Annotated in this window: 23 protein-coding genes; 7 read left to right on the top strand and 16 right to left on the bottom strand. The window is 65.5% G+C overall.

The window, feature by feature from the left end:
- From NH448_RS05850 to NH448_RS05840, 3 genes are all read left to right on the top strand, one after another.
- A partial coding sequence (locus NH448_RS05850) for a cellulose synthase subunit BcsC-related outer membrane protein (RefSeq protein ID WP_253028496.1) occupies nt 1–1,491 on the top strand: 1,491 nt, incomplete at its 5' end.
- Nucleotides 1,484–1,981, top strand: coding sequence for a cellulose biosynthesis protein BcsD (gene bcsD, locus NH448_RS05845; RefSeq protein ID WP_045994300.1), 498 nt, complete (start codon nt 1,484–1,486; stop codon nt 1,979–1,981). The genes NH448_RS05850 and bcsD, both read left to right, overlap by 8 nt.
- On the top strand, nt 1,953–3,014 hold the full coding sequence (locus tag NH448_RS05840) for a glycosyl hydrolase family 8 (RefSeq protein ID WP_204248983.1): 1,062 nt from the start codon (nt 1,953–1,955) through the stop codon (nt 3,012–3,014). The genes bcsD and NH448_RS05840 overlap by 29 nt, the downstream gene beginning before the upstream one ends.
- Before the next feature lie 203 nt (nt 3,015–3,217).
- On the opposite strand, the gene NH448_RS05835 is transcribed toward NH448_RS05840, so the two are convergent.
- The 16 genes from NH448_RS05835 to fliF form a co-directional block, all read right to left on the bottom strand.
- Nucleotides 3,218–4,525, bottom strand: coding sequence for an autotransporter outer membrane beta-barrel domain-containing protein (locus NH448_RS05835; protein ID WP_045992446.1), 1,308 nt, complete (start codon nt 4,523–4,525; stop codon nt 3,218–3,220).
- A 308-nt stretch (nt 4,526–4,833) separates the two neighbouring features.
- Entirely contained in the window at nt 4,834–5,601 is a 768-nt protein-coding gene (locus tag NH448_RS05830; RefSeq protein ID WP_045992445.1) for an SDR family NAD(P)-dependent oxidoreductase, read from the bottom strand.
- Between the two features lie 63 nt (nt 5,602–5,664).
- The gene (locus NH448_RS05825) at nt 5,665–7,779 is read right to left on the bottom strand and encodes a capsular polysaccharide biosynthesis protein (protein WP_083970366.1); all 2,115 of its coding nucleotides are present in this window, start codon (nt 7,777–7,779) and stop codon (nt 5,665–5,667) included.
- Between the two features lie 193 nt (nt 7,780–7,972).
- Nucleotides 7,973–8,767 carry a flagellar biosynthetic protein FliR gene (gene fliR, locus NH448_RS05820; protein WP_045992444.1) on the bottom strand — a complete coding sequence of 265 codons (795 nt, stop codon included), beginning with the start codon at nt 8,765–8,767 and terminating at the stop codon, nt 7,973–7,975.
- Nucleotides 8,768–8,822: 55 nt separating this feature from the next.
- Complete coding sequence (fliQ, locus tag NH448_RS05815) at nt 8,823–9,092, bottom strand: flagellar biosynthesis protein FliQ (RefSeq protein WP_045992443.1); 270 nt, start codon at nt 9,090–9,092, stop codon at nt 8,823–8,825.
- 70 nt (nt 9,093–9,162) lie between these two features.
- Nucleotides 9,163–9,957 (bottom strand): flagellar type III secretion system pore protein FliP, encoded by a 795-nt coding sequence (fliP, locus tag NH448_RS05810; RefSeq protein ID WP_045992442.1) that lies wholly within the window; start codon nt 9,955–9,957, stop codon nt 9,163–9,165.
- Nucleotides 9,957–10,370, bottom strand: coding sequence for a flagellar biosynthetic protein FliO (fliO, locus tag NH448_RS05805; RefSeq protein ID WP_045992441.1), 414 nt, complete (start codon nt 10,368–10,370; stop codon nt 9,957–9,959). Before fliO ends, fliP begins: the two co-directional genes overlap by 1 nt.
- Entirely contained in the window at nt 10,367–10,879 is a 513-nt protein-coding gene (gene fliN, locus NH448_RS05800) for a flagellar motor switch protein FliN (protein ID WP_045992440.1), read from the bottom strand. The genes fliO and fliN overlap by 4 nt, the downstream gene beginning before the upstream one ends.
- Nucleotides 10,872–11,918 carry a flagellar motor switch protein FliM gene (gene fliM, locus NH448_RS05795; protein ID WP_045992439.1) on the bottom strand — a complete coding sequence of 349 codons (1,047 nt, stop codon included), beginning with the start codon at nt 11,916–11,918 and terminating at the stop codon, nt 10,872–10,874. Before fliM ends, fliN begins: the two co-directional genes overlap by 8 nt.
- Before the next feature lie 9 nt (nt 11,919–11,927).
- Nucleotides 11,928–12,416: a flagellar basal body-associated protein FliL gene (gene fliL / locus NH448_RS05790; RefSeq protein WP_045992438.1), complete on the bottom strand. Its 489-nt coding sequence runs from the start codon at nt 12,414–12,416 to the stop codon at nt 11,928–11,930.
- A 237-nt stretch (nt 12,417–12,653) separates the two neighbouring features.
- Nucleotides 12,654–14,111 (bottom strand): flagellar hook-length control protein FliK, encoded by a 1,458-nt coding sequence (locus tag NH448_RS05785; RefSeq protein ID WP_052704328.1) that lies wholly within the window; start codon nt 14,109–14,111, stop codon nt 12,654–12,656.
- A gap of 17 nt (nt 14,112–14,128) precedes the next feature.
- Nucleotides 14,129–14,581 carry a flagellar export protein FliJ gene (gene fliJ / locus NH448_RS05780; RefSeq protein ID WP_045992437.1) on the bottom strand — a complete coding sequence of 151 codons (453 nt, stop codon included), beginning with the start codon at nt 14,579–14,581 and terminating at the stop codon, nt 14,129–14,131.
- Entirely contained in the window at nt 14,578–15,975 is a 1,398-nt protein-coding gene (gene fliI, locus NH448_RS05775; protein ID WP_045992436.1) for a flagellar protein export ATPase FliI, read from the bottom strand. Before fliI ends, fliJ begins: the two co-directional genes overlap by 4 nt.
- Entirely contained in the window at nt 15,972–16,721 is a 750-nt protein-coding gene (gene fliH, locus NH448_RS05770; protein WP_045992435.1) for a flagellar assembly protein FliH, read from the bottom strand. The genes fliI and fliH overlap by 4 nt, the downstream gene beginning before the upstream one ends.
- Before the next feature lie 48 nt (nt 16,722–16,769).
- Entirely contained in the window at nt 16,770–17,774 is a 1,005-nt protein-coding gene (gene fliG / locus NH448_RS05765) for a flagellar motor switch protein FliG (protein WP_045992434.1), read from the bottom strand.
- Nucleotides 17,767–19,491 carry a flagellar basal-body MS-ring/collar protein FliF gene (gene fliF, locus NH448_RS05760; protein WP_045992433.1) on the bottom strand — a complete coding sequence of 575 codons (1,725 nt, stop codon included), beginning with the start codon at nt 19,489–19,491 and terminating at the stop codon, nt 17,767–17,769. The genes fliG and fliF overlap by 8 nt, the downstream gene beginning before the upstream one ends.
- A gap of 254 nt (nt 19,492–19,745) precedes the next feature.
- Here fliF and fliE point away from each other — a divergent pair, with 254 nt between their 5' ends.
- The 4 genes from fliE to cysD all read left to right on the top strand — a co-directional run bounded on the left by fliE (nt 19,746) and on the right by cysD (nt 26,240).
- Nucleotides 19,746–20,081: a flagellar hook-basal body complex protein FliE gene (fliE, locus tag NH448_RS05755; RefSeq protein WP_045992432.1), complete on the top strand. Its 336-nt coding sequence runs from the start codon at nt 19,746–19,748 to the stop codon at nt 20,079–20,081.
- A 138-nt stretch (nt 20,082–20,219) separates the two neighbouring features.
- Nucleotides 20,220–21,899: a methyl-accepting chemotaxis protein gene (locus NH448_RS05750; protein ID WP_045992431.1), complete on the top strand. Its 1,680-nt coding sequence runs from the start codon at nt 20,220–20,222 to the stop codon at nt 21,897–21,899.
- A gap of 217 nt (nt 21,900–22,116) precedes the next feature.
- Nucleotides 22,117–23,985, top strand: coding sequence for a methyl-accepting chemotaxis protein (locus NH448_RS05745; RefSeq protein WP_045992430.1), 1,869 nt, complete (start codon nt 22,117–22,119; stop codon nt 23,983–23,985).
- A gap of 1,340 nt (nt 23,986–25,325) precedes the next feature.
- The gene (gene cysD / locus NH448_RS05740) at nt 25,326–26,240 is read left to right on the top strand and encodes a sulfate adenylyltransferase subunit CysD (protein WP_045992429.1); all 915 of its coding nucleotides are present in this window, start codon (nt 25,326–25,328) and stop codon (nt 26,238–26,240) included.
- Nucleotides 26,241–26,393: the final 153 nt, after the last annotated feature.

Below are 26,393 nucleotides of genomic sequence, written 5' to 3'. Positions count from 1 at the left end.
GCCCGGGCCCAGGGACAGGACCGCCAGGCCCTGGCGCTATTGCGTGAGGCGCGCAGCGAGCTGCGCGCCGATCCGCAGCAGTCGCTGGCGCTGGCCACGACCACCGGCGACAACCCCTTCGAGAACGCCAGGGGTGGCGCTGGTGGAGGACGGCCGGCCTGGCTGCCTGGCGGCTCGTTGTCCGCGGGCGCTGGCTCAGTGACGGGATCAGGGGCTGGGGCCTCGGCCGATGAGGCAGCTCCCCAGGCTTCGCCGCTGATCGACGAGGTCGAGCGGATGATGGCCGAGGTGCGCCGCGCGGTGTCGCCCAAGGCACAGGGCGGGCTTGCCCTGGTGGTGCGCAGTGGCGAGGAAGGCCTGAGTCAGTTCGATCGGGTGGAAACGCCCACCACCTTCACCTCCGGCGATTTTTCATCGGTCTTTGGTCGCTCCCGCGCCGAGCTGACGCTGACCCCGGCCTACGGTTCCGCCGGTACGCCCTCCGGCGACGCCGAGCGTCGCTTCGGCCGCATGGCGATCGTCGAGGCCATCGGTGAGCTGGCAAGCGATGACGATGTCAGCGCCGCGGTCACCGGCGACTACCTGTCCCGGCTGGGGCAGTTGGGGGGCGACGGCCTGGACGTGTCGGCGGATTCCCAGAGCGACGCCGGGGTGGGTCTGTCGCTGGGCTTTCGCAGCGATCTGCTGGACGTGGACGTCGGCACCACTCCGCTGGGCTTCGACCAGTCCCAGCTGGTCGGGGGCCTGCGCCTGCACCCGAAGGTAGGCGATTCCGGGGAGTTCACCCTGACCGCGGAACGCCGCGCGGTGAAGGATAGCCTGTTGTCCTACGCCGGCACCCGTGATCCGGTCAGCGGCGAGCATTGGGGCGGCGTGGTCAAGACCGGGGGAGCGCTGGGTTACAGCTTCGACAATGGCGACAGTGGTGCCTACGTCAGCTTGGGCGGCTATCGCTACACCGGTGACAACGTGGCCGACAACGACTCGCTGGAGGCGGGCATGGGGGCTTACCTGCGGCCGATCAACGAGCGTGACCGCGAGCTCAAGGCCGGGGTGCACGTCAACTACCTCGACTTCGATCGCAACCTGAGTCGCTACTCGTTCGGGCATGGGGGCTACTTCAGCCCGCAGGACCATATCAGCGTGGCCTTCCCGTTCAGCTTCAGCGAGCAGCGTGGGCGTTGGTCCTACTCCGCCAGGGTGTCGCCGGGCTTCCAGAGCTACTCCGAGGCGGCGGAGGACTTCTTCCCCACCGACGGCGAATCCCAGGCGTTGCTCGATGACCTGGCCGATGCCGACGCGGCGGTGGAGTCGCGCTACAGCGCCTCCAGCGAAAGCGGCTTTGGCCTGACCCTGGGAGGCGATGCCTCCTACCAGCTGACCAATGACATGAAGGTGGGCGGACGCCTGGGCTACGACACCTTCGGCGACTACGACGAGACCTCGGCATGGCTGTACCTGGACTACACCCTTGGGGGAGCAGATGAGTGACCTTGACGCGGCCCGGCGCCGTTCGCTTGCGTACTTCGACAGCACCCACTGTGCGTCACAGTGGAACGATGTGCTGCGCTTCCTGCTGGAAGAGCTGTATGTCTCCGGCGGCGAGCAGGATGCAGGCGCTTTTCTGCGCCATATCGGGGCCAGAATGGCCAGTGAACTGACGCTGCCCGACCAGCAGACCCTGGAGGGGCTCGAGCGCACCCTCAACGAGCTTTGGCGTGCGCGCGATTGGGGCTGGGTGTCATTGACCGCCGGGGAAACTCGGCTGACCATCGAGCATGGTGCCTACCCCGTTGCCGGTCACAGCGAGGCCGAGCGAGCCCGCGGCGCCCGTGCCGCCAGTGCGCTACTGGCCGGGGCCTATGGTGTATGGCTGGAACGCCAGGGGGGCGATAGCACGGTGCCCCTTCGGGTGGTGACGGCAGAGGCGGGAAAACCTCTGGAGTTCGTCTATGCAAGGGAAGAAGTTGCCGGCCACTGATGCCGGCCTGTGTTGGCGCCGATTGACGGCGATGTTGCTGGTCGCCGTGGCCTCCTTGACCTTTGCCCTCGCGGCGCCGGCCGACGAGAGCTGGGAGCGTTACAAGAGCCGCTTCATGAGCGCCGACGGTCGCATTCTCGACAGCGGCAACGGCGACGTTAGCCACTCGGAGGGGCAGGGCTTCGGCATGCTGCTGGCGGAGGCCCAGGGCGATCGCGAGGCCTTCGATCGGCTGTGGCAGTGGACCCGACTGCATCTGGCGCGGACCGATGTGGCGCTGTTTTCCTGGCGCTACGACCCCACCAACGTGCCACCGGTGGCGGACCCCAACAATGCCAGTGATGGCGACATCCTGATCGCCTGGGCGCTGCAGCGCGCCGCCAGTCGTTGGCAGGAACCCCGCTACGCCCAGGCGGCCGCCATGATCCGCGAGGCCATCGCCGAGTATCTGGTGGTGCAGCGCGGCGGCTACCGGGTGCTGCTGCCGGGGGTGCAGGGGTTTCGTGGCGAGGATTACGTCGACCTCAACCTGTCCTACTGGGTGATGCCGGCGTTGCTCGAGTTTGCGCAGGCGGAGCCGGATGCGGGCTGGGAAACGCTGGTGGAAGACGGCTTGAGCTTGCTCGAGCAAGGCCGCTTCGGTCGCTATCGATTGCCCACCGACTGGCTGCGGCTTGACGCCGACGGCAGCCTGACTCCGGCGCCGGGCTGGCCGCCCCGCTTCGGCTTTGATGCGGTGCGTATCCCGCTCTACCTGGCCTGGGCAGACCAGCTCGATCGTCCGGGTGTCTCGCCGATCCTGGCCTTGTGGAACGATCCCGCTCGCCAGCCACCGCCGGCCTGGATCGACGTCTACAGCGAGGCCCGAGCGGAGTACGCCGCCTCCCGCGGGGTGCTGGCGATTCGCGTGCTGGCCGGTCGCGACCGCCGGGCGATGCCTGCGGGCCTGGCCCCCGGCGACGACTACTATTCGGCCTCGCTGCTGCTGCTGGCGAGACTGGCCCAGCGCGAGTCCGTCCCCGCACCGGACTAGGGCTTGTCTGAAAAGTGCCTGCGCTCGGTAATACGGCGTTAAAAATCGGATCAAAATGCTCATTTACACCCCGTAAACTGCGCTGTCTCACCGATTTTTGCCTTGTCTCACCTTCGCTCGTCGACTTTTCGGACAGCGCCTAGTCTTCGTTGAGGGACTAATGCTCGAGCACAAGCCTGTTCCCTCAGGCGGTCCTGGAAGGCCTAGAAGTCGTAGGACAGCGAGGCGCTGATCACGTCGTATTCGGTAGCGCTGCTGCCCAGTGTCGTCTGGCCCGCGAGGGTAACGTCCACGCCGCGGCCTAGTCGCTGGGTGGCACCGAGCTCCAGCACGGTACGATCGTCATCGCTCCCTTCGAGAAAGTCGGCGTCGTCGTCCACGTCGCTGGACACGTCGTAGTGGTAGAGCAGGCCACCGAACAGGCGGCCGGTGAAGACGTCGGCACCCAGTCGAACGCCGGCAAAGACTTCGCCGGTTTCTTCGCCGTAGTCGGTTTCCGCCTGCAGGTAGTCGCCATCCACATCGTCATCCAGATAGGTCCCGCCCAGGGTCAGGCTTGAGTCGATCCGGTGCTGGCTCGTCAGCTGATAGCTCGGCAGGTGGTAGGTGGCGGCGCCGCGCGCTCCCCAGCGTTCGCCGTCGAGATCGATGCCCTCGACCAGATAGTCGCGTCGTGCGCTGCCGTCCAGGTCCTGAAACAGCAAGGTGGCGTCGAGTACCAGGCGGTCGTTCAGCAGGGCGATGGCGGCGTAGGGCGCGATCATCTCGCCGCCCAGGTCGGTGTTCCCGCCACTTCTTCCATCCAGGTACATCTCGCTCTTGCCGGCGGCCACGCCGACCAGCAGGTTGCGGTAGCGGTAGTCGATGCCCAGCAGGGCGACCTTGCCATCGCCGGAGTAGTCCGAACTTCGGGTATCGCCGTCGAGATCACCGATCTCGGCGGTGCTCCAGACACTTATCCCCGGTGGACGCTGATAGGGACCGTCGCCGAGTGGCGCCATGGTGGCGTCGATGCGCTGGGTGACCGGCCGGAAGTTCTGGGCCATAGCCTGTTTCTGGGCGCCGTACAGGGTCTGGTCGAGTTCCAGCAGGCCCAGTGCATCGGCCAGGGCGAGGGTGCGATCACGGCCGAGCGCATCGAGGCGCCCGGCGAGCAGCACCTTGCCTTCGCCGTCGCTGAGCACCACCGGGGTCTGACCATCGACCTCTGCCAGGGTGATGCCCGCAGGTAGCCTCAGGGTGACGGGTCTGTCATTGATGCTCACGAACACGCGGCTTCCTCCTGTCACCGCCTGCTGACCGAGCAACTCCAGGGTCAGGGGGCGATCTTCCAGGGTGCCGACGAAGGTGGTGGGGTTCTGGTCGAGTGGCGCGAGGTCGACGTCAAGTGCAAGGGCACTCGACGAGGCGCTGCCAAGGATCAGGGCGAGGGGAAGGGATCGCCAGGCACACAGCATCGAGGCGGCATGGCAGGGAGTCCTGCGGTGCGGGGAGAACTGTGGCTTGTGCATGGGATCATCCTTGATGGGCGAAGCCGGCTTCCTGCCAGGATGTCTGGCGTAGCGTCTGACGCTGGCGGGGCGATCGTGCAGATCAGCGGTCGATGACGTCGACTTCAGGAGTTGGCATGAGTGACGGCCATTGTTAAGCATCAAGGGGCGTGGCGTGCGAAATCCTGTGCAGATAATGCCTGTGCGAGGGAAAGTTGGCGTTCTATCGGCAAGTTTTGGTGTCAAAACCGACGTGATTGATGAAATTCGGGCGTCAGCAGCAGGGGCCTATGTGGCCACTGCTTCCCTGGTGTCTTGCGCAGACGACATCAGGGCACGCCGTAGCCGAACCATCGCATCAAGGCCTGTGCCAGCCTCGGCGGCAACAGGGTCAGTCCCTGGGTGGCGAGGCACAGTGGCAGCGGGAAGCTGACCCTGGGACGATTGGCATCGATGGCCGTGGCAATGCGCCGGGCCGCCCTTTCGGGCGACCAGGTGAACGGCTTGGGGCCGGGCATCGCCCGGGCCATGGCCGAATCCACGTAGCCTGGCATCACCAGGGTGACGCCGACGCCATCGCTGGCGAGCCCTCCGCGCAGAGCCTCGGCGTAGGCCTTGATGCCAGCCTTGCTGGCGCTGTAGCTGGGGGTGACCGGCAGCCCGTGCCAGGCGGCCAGCGAGCTGATGAAGACCAGCTGGCCACGGCCTCGACGCTGCATGGCAGGGGCAAGCTGGCGCGCCATTTCCATCGGCACGCGTAGATTGATCTCCATCAGCTGACGTCCCGCCTGAAGCGATTCGCCGTCGCGACGATCGACCACGCCGGTGTTGATGCCGGCGCACATGATCACGATATCCGGTGTCCGTGACAGCCCCCCAAGCCAGGCCTGTCGGGCGTCGTTGTCTTCCAGGGGGCCGCTCGCCAGGCTGACCTCGGCGCCTTGGTCGCGACAGCGCTGCCCTATCTCTGCCAGCGTGTCCTGGCGACGCCCATGAAGCACCAGATGATGCCCTGGCCTGGCGTAGTGGCGCGCCAGGGCGCCGCCGATGGCGCCGGTGGCACCGGTAATCAGGATCAGGCGCTGGGGGGCCGTCATCTGTCGTGTTCTCCTGTGGTGGAAAAGGGGCAAGGGGCAAGGGGCAAGGACTGGCGCGCCGTCTCAATAGCGCCCGTACAGATAGCGCCGGACGTGTCGGTAGAGGCGTTGCCACAGCCTCAGCCTTGGCCCTTGCTGGCGTTGGCGTTCGAGCAAGGTGATCGCGGTCTCGACGTTGATCGGCTGGCGGGTAGCGGGGTCCACGTACCCGGGGTAGTGGATCAGTGCCGCTGCGACCAGTACTTCCAGGGTGGCGCGCCGACATCGCCGAGGGGGCGTCGCTGCCTTATCCCGGGTCAGTCCCCAGCCGGCGTAGAAAGGCAGGCCATAGGTAATCACCGGGCGATTGCGGAGTAGCGCCTCGAAGCCCGCCAGGGAGGTCAGGGTGTGAACCTCGTCGACCTGATCGATCAGGGCAGTGATGTTGCCCTCTGCTGCCAGCACATCGTAGGCCTCGGCGGGAACCTGCTCGCCCTGGCGTACGCCGGCGACCACGTCCGGATGGGGACGATAGAGCAGGAAGGCGTTGGGGTGGCGGCGGCGCACCTCTGCAAGCAGGGCGCGATTGGTGCGGATCTCGCAGGCACCGTGACGTACCGAAGCGTCACTTTCCACCTGGCCGATCACCAGCAGCCGGGGACGATCGCTGGGCAGCGCCGGCAAACCGGGCTTGGGCGAGGCGTCGTGGCCGTCGTTGTACTTGGACAGACCCCGTTGTACCAGCCGCGAGATCAGCCTGCGTGCGCGCAGGTGGTCCCGCGGGTTGAACTCGCCATTCTCGATCAGTTCCTCGAGCTCGCTGGGACGGGTGGGGTCGTAGTGGATGCCGGCCCCGTCGATGACCAGCGACAGCGGCCGAGTGAGATCGATGCCGAGGCCCACCGAGCGCAGGAAACCGTCTTCCATGCGATGGACATCGTCTCTTCGGGGATATTGGCTGCCCCACACCAGATGATTCACTGGCGTGGGTGCTGGGTCGGATGCCGTTTCAGACGATGAATCGGTCGATTTCAGCGAGCTCAGTGGCAGCTGTTCGACCTGCGACAGGGGGCCGAGGAAGTCCGTCACGAAGCCGCGCTTCCATCGCGACAGACCGTAGCATCGCCAGTGCCCGGCACCGCGCTGTATCTGACGGCGCTGATCCTCCAGCAGGTCCAGGGTGTCGTCCAGCGTCGCTGGCTCGCCGGTATAGGGGTTGGCGTAGCGTGTGTAGCGCAGGTAGGCGGCGGCGAATACCCGGGCCAGGGATGCCGGTCGCTGACGCCGCGCACAGCGTTGTCGGTCCTGGGTGAGGCCCCAGCCGGCATAGAACGGCTGGCCGTGACAGGTGACCGGCAGGCCCGCCAGCAGCGCCTCGAAGCCGAGTTGACTGGTGACCACATGGACCGCATCGACCACGTCGAACAGGGCCCAGGGATTGATGTCGTCGGTGATCAGGCGGCAGCGGGGACGGCCGGCGGCCCCCAGCAGGTGGCCCTGGCGTCGCCCGGCGATCACCTCTGGATGGATCTTGATCAGGATTTCGGCCTCGGGATGGCTTTCCAGGGCCTGTTCAAGCATACGAACAAAGGTGGCCTCCGAGGCCCCGCCGCCAACAATGGAAGCGTCGTCCCGGGTCTGGTCCACCACCAGTACCCGGGAGCGGGACGAATCTTCCAGTCGAATGTCAGGGGCGTGGTTGTACTTGGACAGTCGGGCGAGCCGCAGGCGCGCCATCAAGGCGTTGGCCCGTGCCTCTTCGGTGGCGTCGATGTCGGCGTGGTTGATCAGGGTCTCGAGATCGGAGGGCCGGGAGGCGTCGTAGTGGATGCCGCTATGATCCACCACCAGGGAGAGGCTGGCGAAGCCTTCATCGGCGGGCCCCCAGGAGCGCAGGAAACCGTCTTCCAGGGCGACGAAGGGCAGGCCCTTGTCCGTCGCCAGGCGCCTGGCGCGACGGGTGGTCCCCCGGTTGCCCCAGCCGAGCACCGCGGCGGGGCGGCAACGGTGGCGCTGACGCCAGGGCCGTATGCGGGAAAATTCCGGCAGGCAAGGGGCGAGTATCGGCAGCCGGGCCAGGGCATCGGTCGCCGTCAGGGCCTGGTTGTCTGTCGGGGCCTGGTTGTCTGTCGAGGCATAGTTCGCCGTCAGGACGGTGGGCTGCCTGTCCTGCTCGTCCGTGTGTGGTGAAGCGCCCATGCGTGCCTGCATCTCGCCGATGATCGGGGGTCCATCGTATCAGCGTGGCGCTAGCCGCCCTGGTCTCGGGTGTGCCGCTGCCTGCAGCCCGGTGAGTCACGGCTTGATCGGGGTCGTTCGCGAGTCTGATATCGCGCCTGGCTGCAGGTCGCTTCCCGTCGCTTCCCGTCGCTTCCAATCGCTTCCGGCACCGTCAGCTTGCCAGGGGCGCCAGGGTGTCGAGCAGCGACTGCAGGAAATCCAGACCCTGGTGGAAGTGGCGCTGCAGAAAGCGACCGAGGTCGGTCATCAGAACCATCAGCAGTGCCAGGCCGACGCTGAGAGAGGTGGGGAAGCCGATATTGAATACGGTCAGCTGGGGTGCTGCGCGATTGAGGATGCCGAGTGCCAGGTTGATGGTCAGCAGCGGGGCGACCAGCGGCAGCGCCAGCAGCAGGCCGGTGGCAAAGATGGTGCCGCCGTAGCGGGCCAGCAGGATGAAGGCTTCAGGGTTGAAGCGCTGGATGCCGATGGGCAGGGTCTCGAAGCTGGTGATCAACAGTTCCAGCACGATCAGGTGGCCATTCACCGCCAGGAACATCAGTAGCGTGATCATGTACAGAAAACGCGAGATCACGACCATGTTGGTGCCGCTGGAAGGGTCGAAGAAGGTGGCGAAGGCCAGGCCCATCTGCAGCCCGATAAACTCACCGGTGGCCTGTACCACCACCAGGATGATCCGCACGCACAGGCCCATGGCCACGCCGATGATCAGCTGTTCGACCACCAGGCCGAAGCCCGCCCAGGAGGCCACCGGGACATCGGGCAGCGGTGGCAGCATCGGCGAGATGACCACGCTGATGGCACCGGCCAGCCCGATCTTGGCCTGGGTAGGCACCGCGCTGTGGCCCCACAGGGGGGCGCTCAGCATCAGCGCGGTGATGCGCATGAACGGCCACAGGAACAGGCTGAGCCAGGCATGCAGCTGGGTGAAGGTGATCTCGACCATCAGGACGCGGGCGCCTCGGGGATAGGGCCGGTGGCTTCAGCGCAGGCGGCCCGGCTCAGGACACCAGCGCCGGGATACTGGTAAACAGCTCCCGGGTGAAGGTGATGATCAGCTGCAGCAGCCAGGGACCGGCCAGCACCAGCACGGCAAACACGGCCAGGATCTTGGGAATGAACGACAGCGTCATCTCGTTGATCTGGGTAGCGGCCTGGAACAGGCTGACCAGCAGGCCGGTGAACAGCGCGGTAAGCAGCAGCGGCGCCCCCAGCAGCAGGGTCACGCGCATGCCCTGGTAGGCCAAACTCATGACGGTTTCGGGATGCATGACGAGTCTCCTTGCTGGCGCCGCCTTGTCTGGGCCCGTAGGCCTTCGCCGGGGCCCTGTCGTCGGGGGCCTATAAATAGAAGCTTTCCGCCATCGAGCCGATGATCAGCTGCCAGCCGTCCACCAGCACGAACAGCATCAGCTTGAACGGCATCGAAATGGTCACCGGCGGGACCATCATCATGCCCAGTGACATCAGCACGCTGGCGACCACCAGGTCGATGATCAGAAAGGGGATGAAGATGGTGAAGCCGATCTGGAAGGCGGTCTTCAGTTCGCTGGTGACGAAGGCCGGTACCAGCACCTGCAACGGCACGTCCTCGGGACCGGCCAGGGGGCCGACCTCGGACAGGCGGGCAAACATGGCGAGGTCCGGCTCTCGGGTCTGGCCCAGCATGAACTCGCGAAAGGGCTGCTGGGCGAGCTCGATGAACTGGCCAAAATCGATGGCGTCGGTGGACAGCGGCAGCCAGGCGTCCTGGTAAACGTCGCTGAGCACCGGAGACATGATGAAGGCGGTCAGAAACAGCGCGAGGCCCAGCAGCACCTGGTTGGGCGGCGTCGAGGCGGTGCCCATGGCGGTACGCAGCAGGCTCAGCACGATGATGATGCGGGTAAAGCTGGTCATCATCAGCAGCGCCGTGGGCAGAAAGGCCATGGCGCTGAGCAGCAGCAGGGTCTGCAGCGACAGCGACCATTTCTGCCCGCCGTCGGCCATGGGTTCACTGATCAGGCCCGGGATCTGCTGGGCCTGGGCCGGGCCGGCAGCCAGCAGACAGACAACCAGGGCCAGTCCGAGGCTGGCCACAAGTGGCGTCCAGGGACGGGAGTAGAGGCTGCGCTGAAGAAGTATCAACTGTCGCATCACCGCTCTCGCCGACCAAGGTTGGCCTTGAGAGCCTGGCCCAGGCGCTCGCCAAAGCTGTCACCCTGCGGCGCGTCCGGCTGGGCGGGCGTCGCCTCGTCGGTCGGGGCGGGCAGGCTGTCCAGCCGATTGACCTGACCGCCGCCGACGCCGAGCACCAGCCAGCGATCCTGGACCTGAACCACCACCACGCGCTCGCGCTGACCGACGGCGGTGGAGCCGACCACCTTGAGTCGGGACTGCTGGCCGTGAAAGCCGCCGCCCCGCCGCTTCAGCCAGGCGGAAAGGCCCAGCAGAATGGCGATGATCAGTGCCAGGGCGGCGGCGGTCTTGCCCAGCATGGCCAGTCCCAGCAGGCTGTCGCCTCCCTGGGCCAGTCCGTCGACGGCGGCGCTGGAGGTGGTCTCGTTCATCGGTTGAGCTTCTGCACCCGCTCTGAGGGGGTGATGATCTCGGTGATACGGATGCCGTAGCGGTCTTCGACCACCACGACTTCACCCTGGGCGATCAGGTAGCCGTTGATCAGGATGTCCATCGGCTCACCGGCCAGCCCCTCCAGTTCCACCACCGAGCCCTGGGCCAGTTCCAGCAACTGCTTGATGGTCAGGCGGGTGCGACCAAGCTCCACGGTCAGCTTGACCGGGATATCCATGATCATGTCGAGCTCGCGGGCAGCGCTGGAGGAGGTGCTTTCACCGAGCGGGCGGAACACGCTGTCTCCTGCGGCGCGCGCTGCGGCAGGGGTATCTTCTGGGGCCTGCTCGCCCGGGTTCTCCTCGGCGGCCTGCTGTTCGGCCATGGCATCGGCCCAGGGGTCGTCCTCGCCAGCGCCATCGCTGGTGGCATCGTCCTTTTGTTCGGACATGGCGGCGGCCCAGTCGTCGTCGCCGACAGGGGAGTCGGGTTTATTGGGGTCAGTCATGGTGCGATTCCTTGGAAGGAGGCCGAGAGCCTTTGACGAAGGCGTTGCTGGGCTGGTGACCGGCGGCGTGGTCGAACATCCGCAGGACTCGGAGGGCGCGCTGGTCGCGCTGGCTGCCGTATTCGCATTCCATCACCGGCACCTCGTCGACCTGGGCGGTGACGGTATCGGGCAGTTCGAGCGGCAGGATGTCACCGACCTTCAGCGCCATCACCTCGGCGATGCGCGAGTCGATGGTGGCGAAGTTGGCCACCAGCTCTACCTCTGGATGACGCAGCTCGCCGGCCATACGCCGGTGAAAGGCGCCGTCCTTGTCGCGACTGTTCTCGCTCAACGGGTTGGTCAGCAGGTCCTTGAGCGGTTCGATCATGCTGTAGGGCATGCAGATCTGGAAGCTGGACGAGAGGTTGCCGACCTCCAGATGAAAGCTGGTACTGACCACGATCTCGTTGGGCGAGTTGGTGATGTTGGCGAACTTGGACTGCATCTCCGAGCGCAGGTAGCTGATGTCCAGCGGGTAGACGGACTTCCAGGCCTCGCTGTAGCCATCGATGGCCATGTTCAGCACGCGCTGGATGATGCGCTGTTCGGTATTGGTGAACTCGCGCCCTTCGGACTTGGTGACGAAGCGGCCGTCACCGCCGAACAGGTTGTCCACCACCATGAACACCAGGCTCGGGGGAAACACGATCAGGGCCGAGCCCTTGAGCGGTTTCATGGCGATGATGTTGATGTTGGTGGGCACCGGCACGTTGCGCGAGAACTCGCTGTAGCTGAGGTAGCGCACGGCGTCGACGCTGATGTCGGCGCTGCGCCGCAGCAGGTTGAACATGCCGGTGCGGAAGTGACGGGCGAAGCGCTCGTTGATGATGTCCAGGGCCTGCAGACGCTCGCGGATGATGCGCTGCTGATTGGCCGGATCGAAGGGGCGCAAGCGCCCTCGAGCTGCATTGTCTTCGCCCTCGGCATCGTCGTCGCCGCTGACGCCCTTGAGCAGTGCGTCGATTTCTTCCTGGGACAGGAGATCGTCTTGAGACATGGGGGCGACCTATTGGACGATGAACTCGGTGAAAAGCACATCATCGATATGGATGCGCGGACGCTCGGGGCCGAGCACGTCTTCCAGGGTGGCGACGATATCCTCGGCCAGGGCCTTCTTGCCCGATGCGCTGACCAGTGTCTCGGCCTCGCGGTCCGACAGCAGCAACAACAGCTGGTTACGCACCTGGGGACGGTGCTGTTCCAGCGTCTCGAGGCTAGCGTCATCGCTGAGCTTGAGGGTCAGGCCGGCGTACAACAGGCGCGGTCCGGCGTTGTCTTCGGCCAGGTTGACGGTGAAGGGCTCCAGTTTCAGGTAGATGGGCGCCGTATCTTCAACCGCGCCGGTGCTGGCCTGAGCCATATGCTCGCCGAAGGTGTCTGCTGATTCTGCGTGCGCCTTTTCCTGGTACAGCAGGTAGAACCCGGCCGCGGCACCGAAGGATGCGAGGATGACCAGGATCACCAGACACCAGATGAGCCGTCGAGATTTCGCCATGTCCTGAAGTCCTGAGCCTGTGGCCCCTCGAGGGGCGGTAATGTACTAGCGTGCGGGCGTGCCACATCTTTAGTATGCCGTCAGGCATCGGCGATCGATGGCGAGAACAGGCACCGAGTTCGTGCCTATCTTGGGTATTTGTGAGGGAGAGCCCCGCCGCTCACGCTGTGTAGCGGCAGGGGGTGCCTGGAAGGGCGTGGGTCAGGCGCAGGCCAGGCGCGTGTCCAGCCCTATGCGTCAGGCGTAGATGTCCACGCGGCCATCGTCTGACTCGTGGCGCTGGTCAGGGGCAGAGCTTGCCGTGGTGGCCGGCTCCATCGACTCGCCCTTGCCCTGGCCGGAGGCTGCCAGCGATGGCTGGCCGCGAGAGTCCGAGGGTTGCTGGCCGCCAAACTGTGCGCCCTGGTCGCTCACCGAGGCGTCACCGAGCTGGATGCCCTGTTCGGCCAGGGCTTCGCGAAGCTGGGGAATGGCCTGCTCAAGGGCCTGGCGCACCTGGGAGTGGGCCGAGAAGAACTGGGCCTGGGCACCGTGCTCGCCCAGCTTGAGGGTCACCCCCAGCGAGCCGAGTTCGGCGGGGTGCAGGCGCAACTCGACCTGCTGTTCGCCCGCACCGCCCTGGCTGGACAGCCTTGCCAGGGTCTGGCCGAGCTGCTGCGGCCAGGCGGCCTGGTTGAATGACAGTGAGGCATTGGTACCCGGGGGCATGGCGGCGGCCAGGGAGGAGCCAAAGGGCGACGCGCCCCGTGCCTGTGAGGCGGTGGGCGAGAGCACGGCATCCAGCGAAGCGTCGGCCTCGCCCCGGGCAGCGCCAGCAAGGATCTCGCCGGGACGCAGTTCCGCAGCGCCTGACCCTGTGCCCTGGGCCATCCAGCCGGCCGTGTCTGGAGCCAGGGCGCCGGGCGCGAGGCCCGCCGGGGCAGCGGGTGCCTGTCCTTGTAAATTGCCTTGTAAATTACCCTGCGCATTGCTGCCGGCGGCCATGGCTGCCTGCTGCGCCGCCGAGGGAGCGCGATCCACCGGATGCTCGGCCCTGGGGAGTCGATGCAGCGCCGGGAGCGCGTCCTGTGCCAGGCGTGACTGGGCGGGCGCATTTTCCGTGGCGGCGGTGGCGTCGAGGGCGGCGCTCTGCAGTGCTGGGGCCTGATTCTGGACCTGGACCTGGACCTGGACCTGGACCTGGGCCTGGGGCGAAAGCTGAGCCTGCGCCGACGGCCCTGATGGCGGAGACGTCGCGAGCGCCGGTGTGGCCTGGGCTGCGACGTCCAGCGGTAGTGCCTGCTGACTTGCGGCGCCGCCTTGTGTCAGCAGTGCATGCGCCCCGCCGGGGAGCTGCCCGGCAAGCGCTGCGCCTGTAGCGTCCCGCGGTGCGCCGTTCAAGCCTGGTGCGCCGAGTCCTGATGACGCCAGCTGGCCTGCGTCAGCAGCGGGCTGCCCGTGGGGGCCCGGGGCCGATGAGGCAACGGCCAGCAGTGCCAGTGTCCAGTCCTGGGGCTCGCTATGGTCCTGATCACTGAGCGCCGTGTCGCTGGCCTGGCCATTGGCGGGGCGCCCGGTATTGTCGAGGGGGGCCGCCTGGCCGCCGAGTGCGGCCAGGCGCTGGGCGAAGTCGCCACCGATCGGCGCGGCGGCGCCCTTGCTGCCACTGGCCTGGGAAGAAACGGGGCCTGCCAGGCCCAACAGGGTGAGGTCCATGGTGAGTTCCTTTGAGGTCAGTAGCCGCCGGGCATGGCGCTGCCGCGCTGCAGTCGGCTGTTGATCAGGTCGTCGCTGGAGCGCTGTTCCTGGCGGGCCTGCTGGCGCAGGCCTTCCTGGGCACGGCGTTCGGCCAGGGTGTCGTAGGCGCTGAGGCGCTGCTGTTCGTGTTGCCACTCGCGCTGGCTGTCGCTGACCTTCTGGCGCTGTTGCTGGAGCGCTCGTCGTGCGGTGGCCAGGGCATCGTCAAGCGACAGCAGGAAGCGCTGGGTATTGTGCAGGGTGGCCGGATCGATGCCACTGCGCATGTTCTGGTGCAGACGCTCGGCGTATTCCTGTCGGTAGTGTTCCAGCGACGACAGCTGATCGGCGACCTGACGCTCGTCTCGGCGGGCGCTGGCAAGGTGCTGCATCGCCTGGTCGCGGGCGTCCCGGGCCAGCTCTGTCAAGGTGTCCAGAGGGGTTCTCATGGGGTTCCTCCCAGGGTGGACGAGAGCGCCTGACGCGAGGCCTCGAGGGTGGCGCATTCGTCGATTCGCTGTTGCAGAAAGGCTTCCAGATCCGGATAGCGGCGCACGGCTTCGTCCAGGCGAGGGTCGTGGCCGGGCTGGTAGGCGCCCACGCTGATCAGGTCACGGTTGCGCTGGTAGCGCGAGAACATGGCCTTGAAGCCCTGGGCCTGGCGGCGCTGGCCGTCGTCGACGATGGCGTTCATGGCCCGGCTGATCGAGGCTTCGATGTCGATGGCGGGGTAGTGGCCGGATTCCGCCAGGCTGCGCGACAGCACCACGTGGCCATCGAGGATGGCGCGGGCGGAGTCAGCGATGGGGTCCTGCTGGTCGTCGCCTTCGGTCAGCACGGTATAGAAGGCGGTAATCGATCCCCCACCGGGCTCGGCGTTGCCGGCGCGCTCCACCAGCCCCGGCAGTTTGGCGAACACCGAGGGCGGATAGCCCTTGGTCGCCGGAGGTTCGCCGATGGCCAGGGCGATCTCGCGCTGGGCCATGGCGTAGCGGGTCAGCGAGTCCATGATCAGCAGCACGTTCTTGCCGTCGTCGCGAAAGCCTTCGGCCAGGCGGGTGGCGTAGGCGGCGCCCTTGAGTCGTTGCAGTGGCGAGGTGTCGGCGGGTGCCGCCACTACCACGGCACGGCGCCGGCCCTCGGGCCCGAGGATGTTGTCGATGAAGTCCTGGACCTCGCGGCCACGTTCGCCGATCAGTCCGACCACGATGACGTCGGCTCGGGTGTAGCGCGCCATCATGCCGAGCAGCACCGACTTGCCGACGCCGGAGCCGGCGAACAGGCCCATGCGCTGGCCGCGGCCGACGCTGAGCAGGGCGTTGATGGCGCGGATGCCGACGTCGATCTGTTCCTCGATGGGAGCACGAGACAGGGGGTTGAGCGGCGGTGTGGCCAATGGCGCCCGGGGGGCGTCATCCAGCTCACCGAGACCGTCCAGCGGAGCCCCGGTGCCGTCAACGACCCTGCCCAGCAGGCTCTCGCCCAGCGGAAAACGCCGCGAGGCATTGACGCTACCGTCGCCCAGGGGCAGCACCCGGGCGCCGGGCATCAGTCCACTGATCTCGCCAAGCGGCATCAGAAACAGGCGATCGCCGGCGAAGCCGACGACCTCGGCCTCGGCGTAGTCGTGCGCTGAGCCGGCAGCGGTGTGATCTGCCGTGCCGGGAAGCTCGATGCGACAGCTGTCACCCAGTGCCACCTGCAGGCCGACGGCTTCGATGACCATGCCGGTCGCGCGCACGACGCGGCCTGTGGCCCTGGTCATGGGCAGGGGCTCGACGCGATGGGCGACGGCCTTGAGGGCGTGCTGCCAGCGCTGCTGGTGGATCTGGGGGCCGTTCATGGCGCATCGTCCTCGTGGGCGACGCCATGATCCTCTGGTTCGGGGGTGTGGCGCGGGGCCCTTCTGCGCACCTGGCGATTCACCGCCTGCCAGCGACGCTCCCAGGTGGCGTCGATATCGCCCTGTTCGCCGCTGACCCGGCAGCCTCCACGGTGCAGACGCTCGTCGGCGCGCAGGGTCCAGCCGGCGGCCTCGAGCTGCTCGCCCAGGTGGCGCTCCACCAGGCGCAGATCGAGCGGGTGCAGCCACAGGCGCTGGCGTCCCACCAGTGGCGGATCGGTGTGCAAAAGCCGTTGGACCAGCTCCACCACCTGGCGTGGCCGGGCCTTGAGGGCGTCATCCGCCAGCTGCCGGCCGGTGGCCAGGGCCAGATCGGTCAGATCCTCGGCCACCGCATCGTCCAGCTCGGACAGTGCCGTGCGGAACTCGTCGACGAGTCGGCCAAGCGGTGCCAGGGCCTCTTCACAGCGTCTGTTCAGGGCGTCGGCGATCTCCTGCTCGGCGCGGGCGCGGCCCTCGGCCAGGCCCTGCTCGAGGCCCTGGGCCAGTCCTTTCTGGTAGCCCTCGTCGTAGCCCTTCTGGTGGCCCTGGGCATGGCCCTCGCGGTGGCCCGTCTCGCGGGCCCGGCGGCGTTCGTCATCGAGTTCCTGGCGAGTGGGCGGGCGCGGGGTCGCTGCGGCCTCGGTGGTGCCGTCGTCGCCTTCCTCGGGCAGCTCGCCCATGTTCCAGCGGCGCCATTGGCTCATGCCGAGACCCTCCTCGCCGGCGTGCCAGGTTCACTGAATCGAGGTGTCCTAGACATAGGCTTCGTCGCCTCCGCTGAGCACGATTTCGCCGTTGTCGGCCAGGCGACGCACCACCTGCAGGATGGCCTTCTGCTCGGTCTCCACCTGGGAGATACGAATGGGCCCTCTGGCGTCCATGTCTTCCTGCAGCAGGTCGGCGGCGCGCTGGGACATGTTGACCAGGAACTTGGCCTTGAGCGTTTCCGGGGCTCCCTTGAGCGCGATGACCAGGCTGTTGGTCTCGATCTCCTTGAGCAACAGCTGGATGCTGCGGTCGTCCAGGTCGCCGATGTTCTCGAACAGGAACATCTCGTCGATGATCTTCTGAGCCAGGTCCTCGCTGTGGGCGCGCACGGTGTCGATGGCGGCCTCTTCCTGGGTGGTGTTCATCAGGTTGAGGATCTCCGCCGCGGTACGTACACCACCCATCTTGCTGCGTTTGAGGTTCTGGCCGTCGAGCATGCTGGTGAGCACTTCGGTGAGTTCCTGCAGTGCCGCCGGCTGGACGCCGCTGAAGGTGGCGATGCGCAGCACCACATCGTTGCGCTGCTTGTCGTCGAACAGCTCGAGCACGTCGGCCGCCTGGTGGCGCTCGAGGTGCACAAGCACGGTGGCGATGATCTGTGGATGCTCGTCACGGATCAGCTCCGCCACCATGGACGGCTCCATCAGGTTGAGGGCGTCGATGCCGCTGCTGGTGCCGGCAGTTTCGAGGACGTCCTCGATCAGGCTGGAGGCCCGTTCGGTGCCGAGCGCCTTGGTCAGCACCGAGCGGATGTGCTCGCTGGAGTTCATGTTGAGACCGATGAACTCCTCGGTCTCGGTGTGGAAGTCGTGCAGCACGCGACGCATCTCTTCGTGGGAGATCTGCCCGAGCTGGGTCATCTCCCTCGATAGCTGCTGGATTTCCTTGGCATTGAGAAACTTGAACACTTCCGCCGCGCTGTCCTCGTCCAGGGCCAGCAGCAGTACGGCGCTGCGGCGGATGCCGCTCGAGGCTTCGATGTTAGTCATTGGCGTTCATCCAGCTGCGTACGATCATGGCGACCATGCGGGGATCTTCCTGGGCCAGCTCGCGCAGGTCGTTGAGGTTCTGTTCGTAGGCGCTGGCCTTGCGCCGGCGGCGGTTGTCGCGGCCGTAGGTGGCGTCCTCACCGTCGGTCGTCTCGCTGTCACCCTCGGACGCCTCTTCGTCGTCGCTCTCGTCGTCGCCGACCCGTGCCGAGAAGGCGCTGGGCATGGGGGCCGGGGCCACCGGAGCCTCGGTATAACGACGGATCAGCGGACGCAGCACGAGCAGATAGAGCAGAGCGACGGCCAGGATGATCAGCAGATAGCGACCGAGTTCCTTGGCCAGTTGATGGACCATCGGGTCCTGCCACCAGGTGGGGGCTGCGACCTCGGGTGCCTGGGCGAAAGCGCTGTTGACCACCGACAGGGCGTCGCCGCGGCTTTCCGAGAAGCCCATGGCCTGGCGCACCAGTGCCTCGATCTCGGCGAGTTGTTCCGCTGACAGGGGGGTGAGAGTGGCTTCGCCTTGCTCATCGACGCCGTCCTGGTAGTTCACCACCACCGCGGCGGACAGGCGTTCGATGCCTCCCTTCTGGTACTGCACATGTGATACCTGTCGATCCAGCTCGTAGTTGGTGACGTCATCGCGCCGCAGGCGTTGCGGTGACGCCTCTTCCTGTTCGGCGGTATCGGCGGCGGCCTCGTCGTTGTCCTGCTGCGCGGCATCACCGTTGTCGATGGGTGACGCGGCGGTACCTGGCGCGGTGTTGCTCAGGGCACCGGGAATGCCGCTGGCCAGGTCACCCTGGCCATTGATGTCCAGGCTGGTCTGGCGGCTGCGGACTGCGGCCTGTGCGGGCGGCTGGTTCGGGGTGTAGCGCTCCTGGGTTTCTTCACGCTGGGAGAAGTCGATCTGGGCGGTGACCTGGGCACGCACGTTGGCATGGCCGACCAGCGGCGCCAGGATGTCCTCGATACGCCGCTGGTAGGAACGCTCGATTTCGGCGACGTAATCCAGCTGCGAGCCGTCCAGCCCCAGCCCACCCGCGTCGGCCGATGACAGCAGGCGCCCGTTCTGGTCGATCACGGTGACGTCTTCACCGGCCAGGTCGGGCACGCTGGAAGAGACCAGGTGGACCATGGCGGCCACCTGACCCTCGCCGACACGTCGGCCAGGCTCGAGTGTCAGCACCACCGAAGCCTTGGCCGGCTGACGCTCGCGTACGAACACCGAGTCCTTGGCCAGGGCCAGATGGACACGGGCGTTGGCCACCGGGCCCAACGAGGCGATGGATCTGGCCAGCTCGCCTTCCAGGCCGCGCTGGTAGTTGATCTGCTCGGCGAACTGACTGATACCGAAGGCCTGATCCTGCATCAGTTCGAGGCCGACGTTGCCGCCGTGGGGCAGGCCCTGTTCGGCAAGCTGCAGGCGGAGGGTGTGCAGCTGGTCGTCCGGCACCATCAAGGCGTGGCCGCCGGCGGAAAAGCGATAAGGCACCCCGCGGCTATCGAGTTCGGTGATGATGGCGCCGCCGTCGGCTTCGCTGAGATTGCTGAACAGGACTCGGTACTGTGGGCGCGAGGCCCACATCACCAGGGCGATGATCAGAGCAATCGCGGCGGCGCCCCCGATCATCAAGGGAATCAGGGGTTTGCCGCGTAAGCGGGACGTTAGCCCGGACAGGGGGCCGGAGCTTGAGGCGGAGGCCGCTGAGCTCATGGACGACTCCCGTCGGGGGACGGCAAATGGGGGCTGTTCATTGGCATGACCGGTGGTCCGTGGGTCGGGTGGCCGCGGGCGGTGCCCGGTTCTGTGTTGATGCCCATTATCCCGGGGCTGTGGCCAGCCAATGATCGAAATAGCCCATGTTTTGACGGCCATTTGCTTCGATGACGGTGCGCTCGCTCTTGTTAGGCTTGCTGTCGTGGAGGCGATGCGCCTCCGTCACCGGCCAACGAGACACAGGACCCGTCATGTCGACTCCCGCGATGCAATCGGCCCTTGCCCAGATGACCACCATGGCCCGCGAGGCCAGCCAGGTGTCGTCCCCGACACTGGGGGGCAACACCGAGGCGGCCCAGGCCGACGCCGGCTTCGCCGACGCCTTGAAGTCGTCGATCCAGCGCATCAACGAGCTCAAGGCCACCGCCGATTCGCAGGCCAAGGCCTTCCAGGCCGGGGTGCCGGGGGTCGAACTCAACGACGTCATGGTCGACATGCAGAAGGCCAGCGTGGCCTTTCAGATGGGCCAGCAGGTGCGCAATCGCCTGGTATCGGCCTACAGGGATGTGATGAACATGCAGGTGTAGGTGCCGCGCTCGGCTACCCCCTCGGCTACCGCCTCGGAGATCCCCCCATCGGCTGCCGACATCTTTATGTAATGTTTTGCTGATATTCCTTCGGCACCCGCTCGCCCGAGAAGCGGGGCAACCAGGGATATTCGCTCCATGACGTCTTTTCGAACGCTCTCCATACGTGCCAGCGGGCTGCTGGCGTTGTCTCTCTTTCTGATATTGATGGTCGGACTGGGTGGGCTGGGCCTTTACGCCAACCAGCAAGGACGAGAGGCTTTCGATGTAATGCGCGACGAGCACGTCGGTCAGTTCCGTCTGCTTAATCTTGCCCAGACCAGGGTCTTTCGTTCACGCGTCGAGATGGATCGGGCGGCCAGGCTGACGCGGGTGCCGTCTTTCGATCGACCGGGTCCGGTGATCGCTTCTGCCGAGACGCTGCTGAGCGAGGCCAGGGAGGCCTTCGAGGCCTTCATGGCGATCGATGTCGGCGAGGTCCAGGCAGACAACAAGGCGACGCTCGAGCGCCACTTCCGCTCGCTGGTATCCACCGGCCTGGAACTGCAGCTGATGTTGCTCAAGGAGGGAGATCTTGGCGCCTATGATTCGGGCCAGGCTCGACTGACCAGCATGAGCCAGGCCTTTGTCGATAGCGTGGAGGCCTTTTCCACCCTGGCGCTGGAGCAGGAAGAGGGACTGGCTGCCGGCTTCAGGCATCTGGCAGACAGCATGAACCTCGCCCTGGCGGCGGCGCTCACCCTGGCTCTGGTGCTGGCCATGGCAATGGCTCTGACGGTTCGACGCTACCTGCTGCTCCCGTTGAAGCAGCTGCTGGAACACTTCGAGGCGATGGCCCAGGGCCGACTCGAGCGTCGCCTGCCCGATATGGGCAGCAGCGAAGTGGGCCAGCTGTATCGGGGCGTGGAGTCACTGCGACGGGCGTTGGTGAAGAACATTCGCGGGATTCGCGAGACCAGCGATGACCTGCGTCACAATGCCGAACGCATGCTCGATGATGGTCGCGAACTGGCCACCCGCACCCAGCGCCAGGCGTCGGCCCTGGAGCAGACGGTCGCCAGCCTCGAGCAATTGACGGCGACGGTGGCCCAGACGGTGCAGCATCTGGGGGACGCCAACCGCCTGGCGGGCGATGTGGGCAAGCGTGCCAGCAAGGGCAGTGAGGGCGTTGCCGCGGTGGCGGCGGCCATGGACGAGATCCAGCGCCATGCCGACCAGGTGCAGGCGATGGTCAAGTTGATCGATGATATTGCCTTTCAGACCAACCTGCTGGCCCTCAATGCCTCGGTGGAGGCTGCCCGTGCTGGCGAGCACGGCAGAGGCTTCGCGGTGGTGGCGGCGGAGGTGCGCGGCCTGGCGGCGCGCAGCGCCGAAGCGGCCGGCGAGATTCGCAGCCTGACCGGTGCTTCCAGCAAGAGCGTGGCCGATGGCGCGAGGCAGTCCCGCGCCGCCGATCTGTCGATCCAGGGGATAGCGGCGGCAGTCGGGCAGTTGGGGGGCCGAATCGCAGAACTGGAGCAGGCCGCCGGAGAACAGCATCAGGGCCTCGATCAGATTCATCGGGCGATGGCCGAGATCGATGCTGTTACCCAGCGCAACGCCCAGATGGTCGAGCGCTCACGGGAGGAAGCCGAACGTCTGACCGGCACCGCCCTGGCGCTGGGGCAATCCAGCGCGCACATGCAGCTGTCCGACGAAGACGACGACACCAGCATCGGCGAGATGACGGTAAGAACGCAACGCTCGTGGTGGCGGGGGCTGCAGGCCTGGCGCGAGCGTCGGCAGGCCAGACGATTGACGCAGGGTGTCAGCGCCTGACGGGCGCGGCCCGTTTCCCTATCGTCGATGAGTCGCTCGGGAGCCGTTCGGGAGCCATTCGGGAGCCATTCGGGAGCCATTCGGGAGCCATTCGGGAGCCATTCGGGAGGCGAAAGTGGGTAATCGTCAAACTTGGGCTAAAGAGGCATTCTCGATGGCCGATAGTCGCTTGTGTCGACCTTGCAGCCGCAAGGCGTAACCCTTGACAGAGAGCGACATGATTCATTCCTTGAGATTTCGGCTCCTGCTGACCACCGTGGCCGTCATAGTGGTGGCCCTGGCCATCAATGGAGCGGTCAACCTCAGCATTCTGCATCACCATCAGGAGCGCCAGGATGCGCAGCAGCTGGCCTCGGTCGCCGAAGGCAATCGGGTGGCCATCGATGAGTGGGTGTCGAGCCACGCACGCCAGCTCGAGGCACTGGCGCCGGCAGTGTCCGATGCCGATCCCCTGGCGGCGCTGCTGCAGTTGCAGGCCGGTGGCGGCTTTCTCACCACCTATCTGGCCGAGGCCGCGAGCGGAGATGCGATCTTCTCCGACGGCTGGGATGCCCCCGCAGACTATGATCCGCGTCAGCGCCCCTGGTATCAGCAGGCCGTTGAGGCTGAAGCGACCGTGGTGACCCCTCCCTACAAGGATGCCAACACGGGGGGGCTGGTGGTGACCTTCGCCACGCCCTTCTTTAATGAGGGCAGGCTCGAGGCGGTGGCGGGTGGCGATATCACCATCGACGGTGTGATCGATGTGGTGGCCGACATCGCGCCGACGCCGAGCAGTTTTGCCTTCCTCGTCGATGGTGAGGGAGCCCTGGTGGCGCATCCTGATGCCACGCTGAGCCTGGCGCCGGCGACCGAGCTGTCTGCGCGCCTGACGCCGGATTTCCTGACGCAGCTGGGTGACCAGGCACGCCCTGTCACCGTAGACATCGGCGGACGGCAGCGCGAGCTTCTCGCCACGCCCATCAGCGGTACCGACTGGCGACTGGTGATTGCCCTGGACAGCCGGGAGGCCGGTGCCAGCCTTCAGCAGGTGACACAGGCAGCGCTCTGGACTCTGGTGATCGTCGGCCTGGTGGCACTGCTGCTGCTGAGCGTGCTGTTGACCCTCGCGCTCAAGCGACTGTCGATTGCGCGGGATGCCATGGCCGACGTCGCCAGTGGCAACGGAGACCTGACCCGCCGCCTGCCGGAGGACGGCAAGGATGAGGTGGCCCAGATCGCGAGTGCGTTCAATCGCTTCGTGTCGCGCATGGAGGCGGTGATGATCACCATCCGGGACAGCAGCGAGTCGGTGCGGGTTGCCGCCGGCGAGATCGCACTGGGAGGGCAGGACCTGTCGCGGCGCAGCGAAACGACCGCATCGAGCCTGCAGCAGACCTCGGCATCGATCGAGGAGATCACCAGCACCGTGGCGCATACGGCGGCGGCCTCGCGCGATGCCAGGCGGCAGTCGGGGGAGGCCACCGACGTCGCCGAGCGAGGCGGTGAGGTGGTGGACCAGGTGGTGGACACCATGGAGTCGATCACCGAGTCCTCTGTGCAGATCGGCGCCATCGTCAAGGTGATGGATGGTATCGCCTTCCAGACCAACCTGCTGGCGCTCAATGCTTCGGTGGAGGCGGCCCGGGCCGGGGAGCATGGCCGTGGCTTCGCCGTGGTGGCTAGTGAGGTACGCCAACTGGCCACCCGATCCGCCGAGGCTTCCCGTGAAATTCGTAGCTTGATCGAGACCTCCGGCGAGCGCGTGGCCAGCGGTACCGAGCTGGTGCGCCGGGCGGGCGAGACCATGGGCGAGATCGTTCAACAGGTCGGGCGCGTCACGTTGAGCCTGGACGAGATCAGCGTGGCGGCGGAAGAGCAGAGCGAAGGTATCGCACAGGTCAATATCGCGGTGGCGGAGCTGGACCGCATGTCGCAGCAGAACGCGAGTCTGGTCGAAGAGTCTTCTGCTGCCACCGAGCACCTGCTGGAACAGGCCGACCGACTGGGGCGGATGGTGGCAGGATTTACCCTGAGTGAGGCTGCCAGCTCTGCCTCAGCGCCGGCCAGTCACCCCGAGCGGGTTGCCGCGCCAACCCCCGCTTGATGCCCTGTTAGTGGGCCGGGGGCCGGGTCTTTCAGGCCCCCGCTTCAACCCTCCACTTCAACCTTCCCGTTCAAGCCCAGGCTCTGCCCCCTGGCGGCGCAGAGCCTGAGTGGTTGCCCCGCCATGCTTGTTACCCCAGGCCAGCAGGCACTCTGCGTCCCGGCCTCCTCTCGACGAGAGATGCCGGGGGCGCGGTGTCCCGTGGTGGTCTCTCCCATGACCGGCCCCACGCTATCTACTTTCTACCTTTCTCTGCCTCTACCTTTCTCTGTCCCTCTGTCCCTCTGTCCCTCTGTCCCTCTGTCCCTCCCTCTGTCCCTCTCTGCCTCCTGATTCTTGTGTTCCTCCGCGCCCTGCAGGGCGCCCGTCACCACGTGCCCGGTGACGGCGGAACGTCGATTGGGGGCCAGGAGGGCCTCCTTGAGAAGGATCAGACTGGAGGAAGCGCGCGCCTGGAGCGGCCTGGGAGCTAAAGTTCGGCACAGTTAGTTGCCCTGCTCAATGGCGACTCCCTCATAAAAGCGGCCCTCCGGGTGCCCCCTCATGGCCTTGGCGCCGAGGCGGGGCGTTAGAAGATTACATTTGTTGGATGCTGGCACTTCTGACGATCAAGAAATGTTCTTCGCCAAGATGGTGAAGTTTTAATGAAAAACAATACCGTCGCAGTTAATTATTAAAGTTCTATGCCGGTCGTGACTCACGCCTAACCTAAATTATCCAATACTTGCTTTAATTATTGTACCGAAGAACTAGGTACGAAGCTTTTAAGTGTGCCGTAACGACATTATTGCAATGAGCATGCTTTTTCTGGTCCTTGTTTTTTTTATTATGCCTTTGATTTTTTTGGTTTTTTGCTGATTTTTTTGGCGTGTGTGGATTATGGCCTTTTAGATGTTTTTTTGTATTGCAGCATAGTTAAAGGGAGGCGGATTACTCTCTATGCAGTAACCGTTTATTGCCCGCCAATAACCTCGCCCGTGTCTGGATGGAGAAGTACAAAAACATTAGTATCGATGATTGTGATCAAGTGTTAATGAACCGTTATCAATGTTACTCGTCTGTTTGCTACCACGGTCGAGGGCAAAATTCGTTGAAGCAGGGCATGGGAAGGCGTCCGTGACATCCCGGGGCGGTAGCGTGCTTCATCGCCATCAGGTCCAGTGCCCCTCTCCTGCACCAACTCGCGGATCACATGCCGCGCCCACTCTCCGGTGCCTGGAGCCTTGGTGCTACTGTGGGCGAATCGGGCCAACGGCTGCGGCTACGCCACGCGGGTCGAGTCGGCCGAGTCCACGCATTCAGCCGGCGAGTGTTTCCCTTTCCGAGGACTTCGATCCGTCATGGAACTACTACCCGATCGCCAGACACACCTCCGACAGCTGGAGGCCGAATCGATCCATATCATCAGAGAAGTCGCAGCCGAGTTCCGTTCTCCGGTCATGATGTACTCGATCGGCAAAGATTCATCGGTAATGCTGCATCTGGCGCGCAAGGCATTCTTTCCCGGCACGCCCCCCTTTCCGTTGATGCACGTGAACACCACCTGGAAGTTCCGCGAGATGATCGCCTTTCGCGATCTCATGGCGAAGCAGTCCGGCATGGAGCTGATCGAGCATATCAATCAGGAGGGTGTCGCGGCCGATATCAATCCCTTTGATCACGGTAGCGCCAAGTATACCGACGTGATGAAGACCGCCGCTCTCAAGCAGGCACTTGACCACCACGGATTCGATGCAGCCTTTGGGGGTGCCCGCAGGGATGAGGAGGCGAGTCGTGCCAAGGAGCGCATCTTCTCCTTCCGTGACAGGCATCATCGGTGGGAGCCGAAGAGCCAGCGTCCCGAGTTGTGGAGCCTGTATAACGCCAAGGTGAACAAGGGGGAGTCGATTCGCGTCTTTCCTCTCTCCAACTGGACGGAACTGGATATCTGGCAATACATCTATCTCGAGGGAATCCCCATTGTGCCGTTGTACTACGCCGCACCGCGGCCAGTGGTGGAGCGGGATGGCATGACGATCATGGTCGACGACGACCGACTACCGCTGCGGAAGGGCGAGACGCCCCAGGAGCGCTGGGTAAGATTCCGTACCCTCGGCTGTTATCCCCTGACCGGTGCGGTGGAATCTCGAGCCGCGACTCTCCCCGAAATCATCCAGGAAATGCTGCTGACGCGGACCAGCGAGCGCAGCGGTCGAGCCATCGATCATGATCAGGCGGGGTCGATGGAAAAGAAGAAGCGCGAGGGTTATTTCTAGACTAGCCGGAACAGCTGTTCTCCTGCCGTCTTGTACTGAACTCGCGAATTGCCGGAGGGGGGTGTTCCCCTGAAGGTGGCGACACCCATCGTTCCACCAGACGGCAAAGACCGCGACTACGTGGCTCGCCGCATTCCTCCACGCTCCGCTCTT

Source organism: Halomonas sp. OfavH-34-E, from assembly GCF_024124525.1.
Taxonomy (GTDB): domain Bacteria; phylum Pseudomonadota; class Gammaproteobacteria; order Pseudomonadales; family Halomonadaceae; genus Halomonas; species Halomonas litopenaei.
Note: the sequence above shows the minus strand (reverse complement) of the source record. Positions and strands in the feature narration are given on the sequence as shown.

Excerpts from the sequence above, each read along its gene's own strand:
- NH448_RS05750 (WP_045992431.1), top strand. The coding sequence starts at position 20,220 with ATGACGTCTTTTCGAACGCTCTCCATACGTGCCAGCGGGCTGCTGGCG.
- NH448_RS05785 (WP_052704328.1), bottom strand. The coding sequence starts at position 14,111 with ATGGACCTCACCCTGTTGGGCCTGGCAGGCCCCGTTTCTTCCCAGGCC.
- fliE (WP_045992432.1), top strand. The coding sequence starts at position 19,746 with ATGTCGACTCCCGCGATGCAATCGGCCCTTGCCCAGATGACCACCATG.
- cysD (WP_045992429.1), top strand. The coding sequence starts at position 25,326 with ATGGAACTACTACCCGATCGCCAGACACACCTCCGACAGCTGGAGGCC.
- NH448_RS05745 (WP_045992430.1), top strand. The coding sequence starts at position 22,117 with ATGATTCATTCCTTGAGATTTCGGCTCCTGCTGACCACCGTGGCCGTC.
- fliL (WP_045992438.1), bottom strand. The coding sequence starts at position 12,416 with ATGGCGAAATCTCGACGGCTCATCTGGTGTCTGGTGATCCTGGTCATC.
- fliR (WP_045992444.1), bottom strand. The coding sequence starts at position 8,767 with ATGGTCGAGATCACCTTCACCCAGCTGCATGCCTGGCTCAGCCTGTTC.
- NH448_RS05835 (WP_045992446.1), bottom strand. The coding sequence starts at position 4,525 with ATGCACAAGCCACAGTTCTCCCCGCACCGCAGGACTCCCTGCCATGCC.
- fliP (WP_045992442.1), bottom strand. The coding sequence starts at position 9,957 with ATGCGACAGTTGATACTTCTTCAGCGCAGCCTCTACTCCCGTCCCTGG.
- fliH (WP_045992435.1), bottom strand. The coding sequence starts at position 16,721 with ATGAGCCAATGGCGCCGCTGGAACATGGGCGAGCTGCCCGAGGAAGGC.
- fliM (WP_045992439.1), bottom strand. The coding sequence starts at position 11,918 with ATGTCTCAAGACGATCTCCTGTCCCAGGAAGAAATCGACGCACTGCTC.
- fliI (WP_045992436.1), bottom strand. The coding sequence starts at position 15,975 with ATGAACGGCCCCCAGATCCACCAGCAGCGCTGGCAGCACGCCCTCAAG.
- fliF (WP_045992433.1), bottom strand. The coding sequence starts at position 19,491 with ATGAGCTCAGCGGCCTCCGCCTCAAGCTCCGGCCCCCTGTCCGGGCTA.
- NH448_RS05840 (WP_204248983.1), top strand. The coding sequence starts at position 1,953 with ATGCAAGGGAAGAAGTTGCCGGCCACTGATGCCGGCCTGTGTTGGCGC.
- fliQ (WP_045992443.1), bottom strand. The coding sequence starts at position 9,092 with ATGCATCCCGAAACCGTCATGAGTTTGGCCTACCAGGGCATGCGCGTG.
- fliJ (WP_045992437.1), bottom strand. The coding sequence starts at position 14,581 with ATGAGAACCCCTCTGGACACCTTGACAGAGCTGGCCCGGGACGCCCGC.
- fliO (WP_045992441.1), bottom strand. The coding sequence starts at position 10,370 with ATGAACGAGACCACCTCCAGCGCCGCCGTCGACGGACTGGCCCAGGGA.
- NH448_RS05825 (WP_083970366.1), bottom strand. The coding sequence starts at position 7,779 with ATGGGCGCTTCACCACACACGGACGAGCAGGACAGGCAGCCCACCGTC.
- bcsD (WP_045994300.1), top strand. The coding sequence starts at position 1,484 with ATGAGTGACCTTGACGCGGCCCGGCGCCGTTCGCTTGCGTACTTCGAC.
- NH448_RS05830 (WP_045992445.1), bottom strand. The coding sequence starts at position 5,601 with ATGACGGCCCCCCAGCGCCTGATCCTGATTACCGGTGCCACCGGCGCC.
- fliN (WP_045992440.1), bottom strand. The coding sequence starts at position 10,879 with ATGACTGACCCCAATAAACCCGACTCCCCTGTCGGCGACGACGACTGG.
- fliG (WP_045992434.1), bottom strand. The coding sequence starts at position 17,774 with ATGACTAACATCGAAGCCTCGAGCGGCATCCGCCGCAGCGCCGTACTG.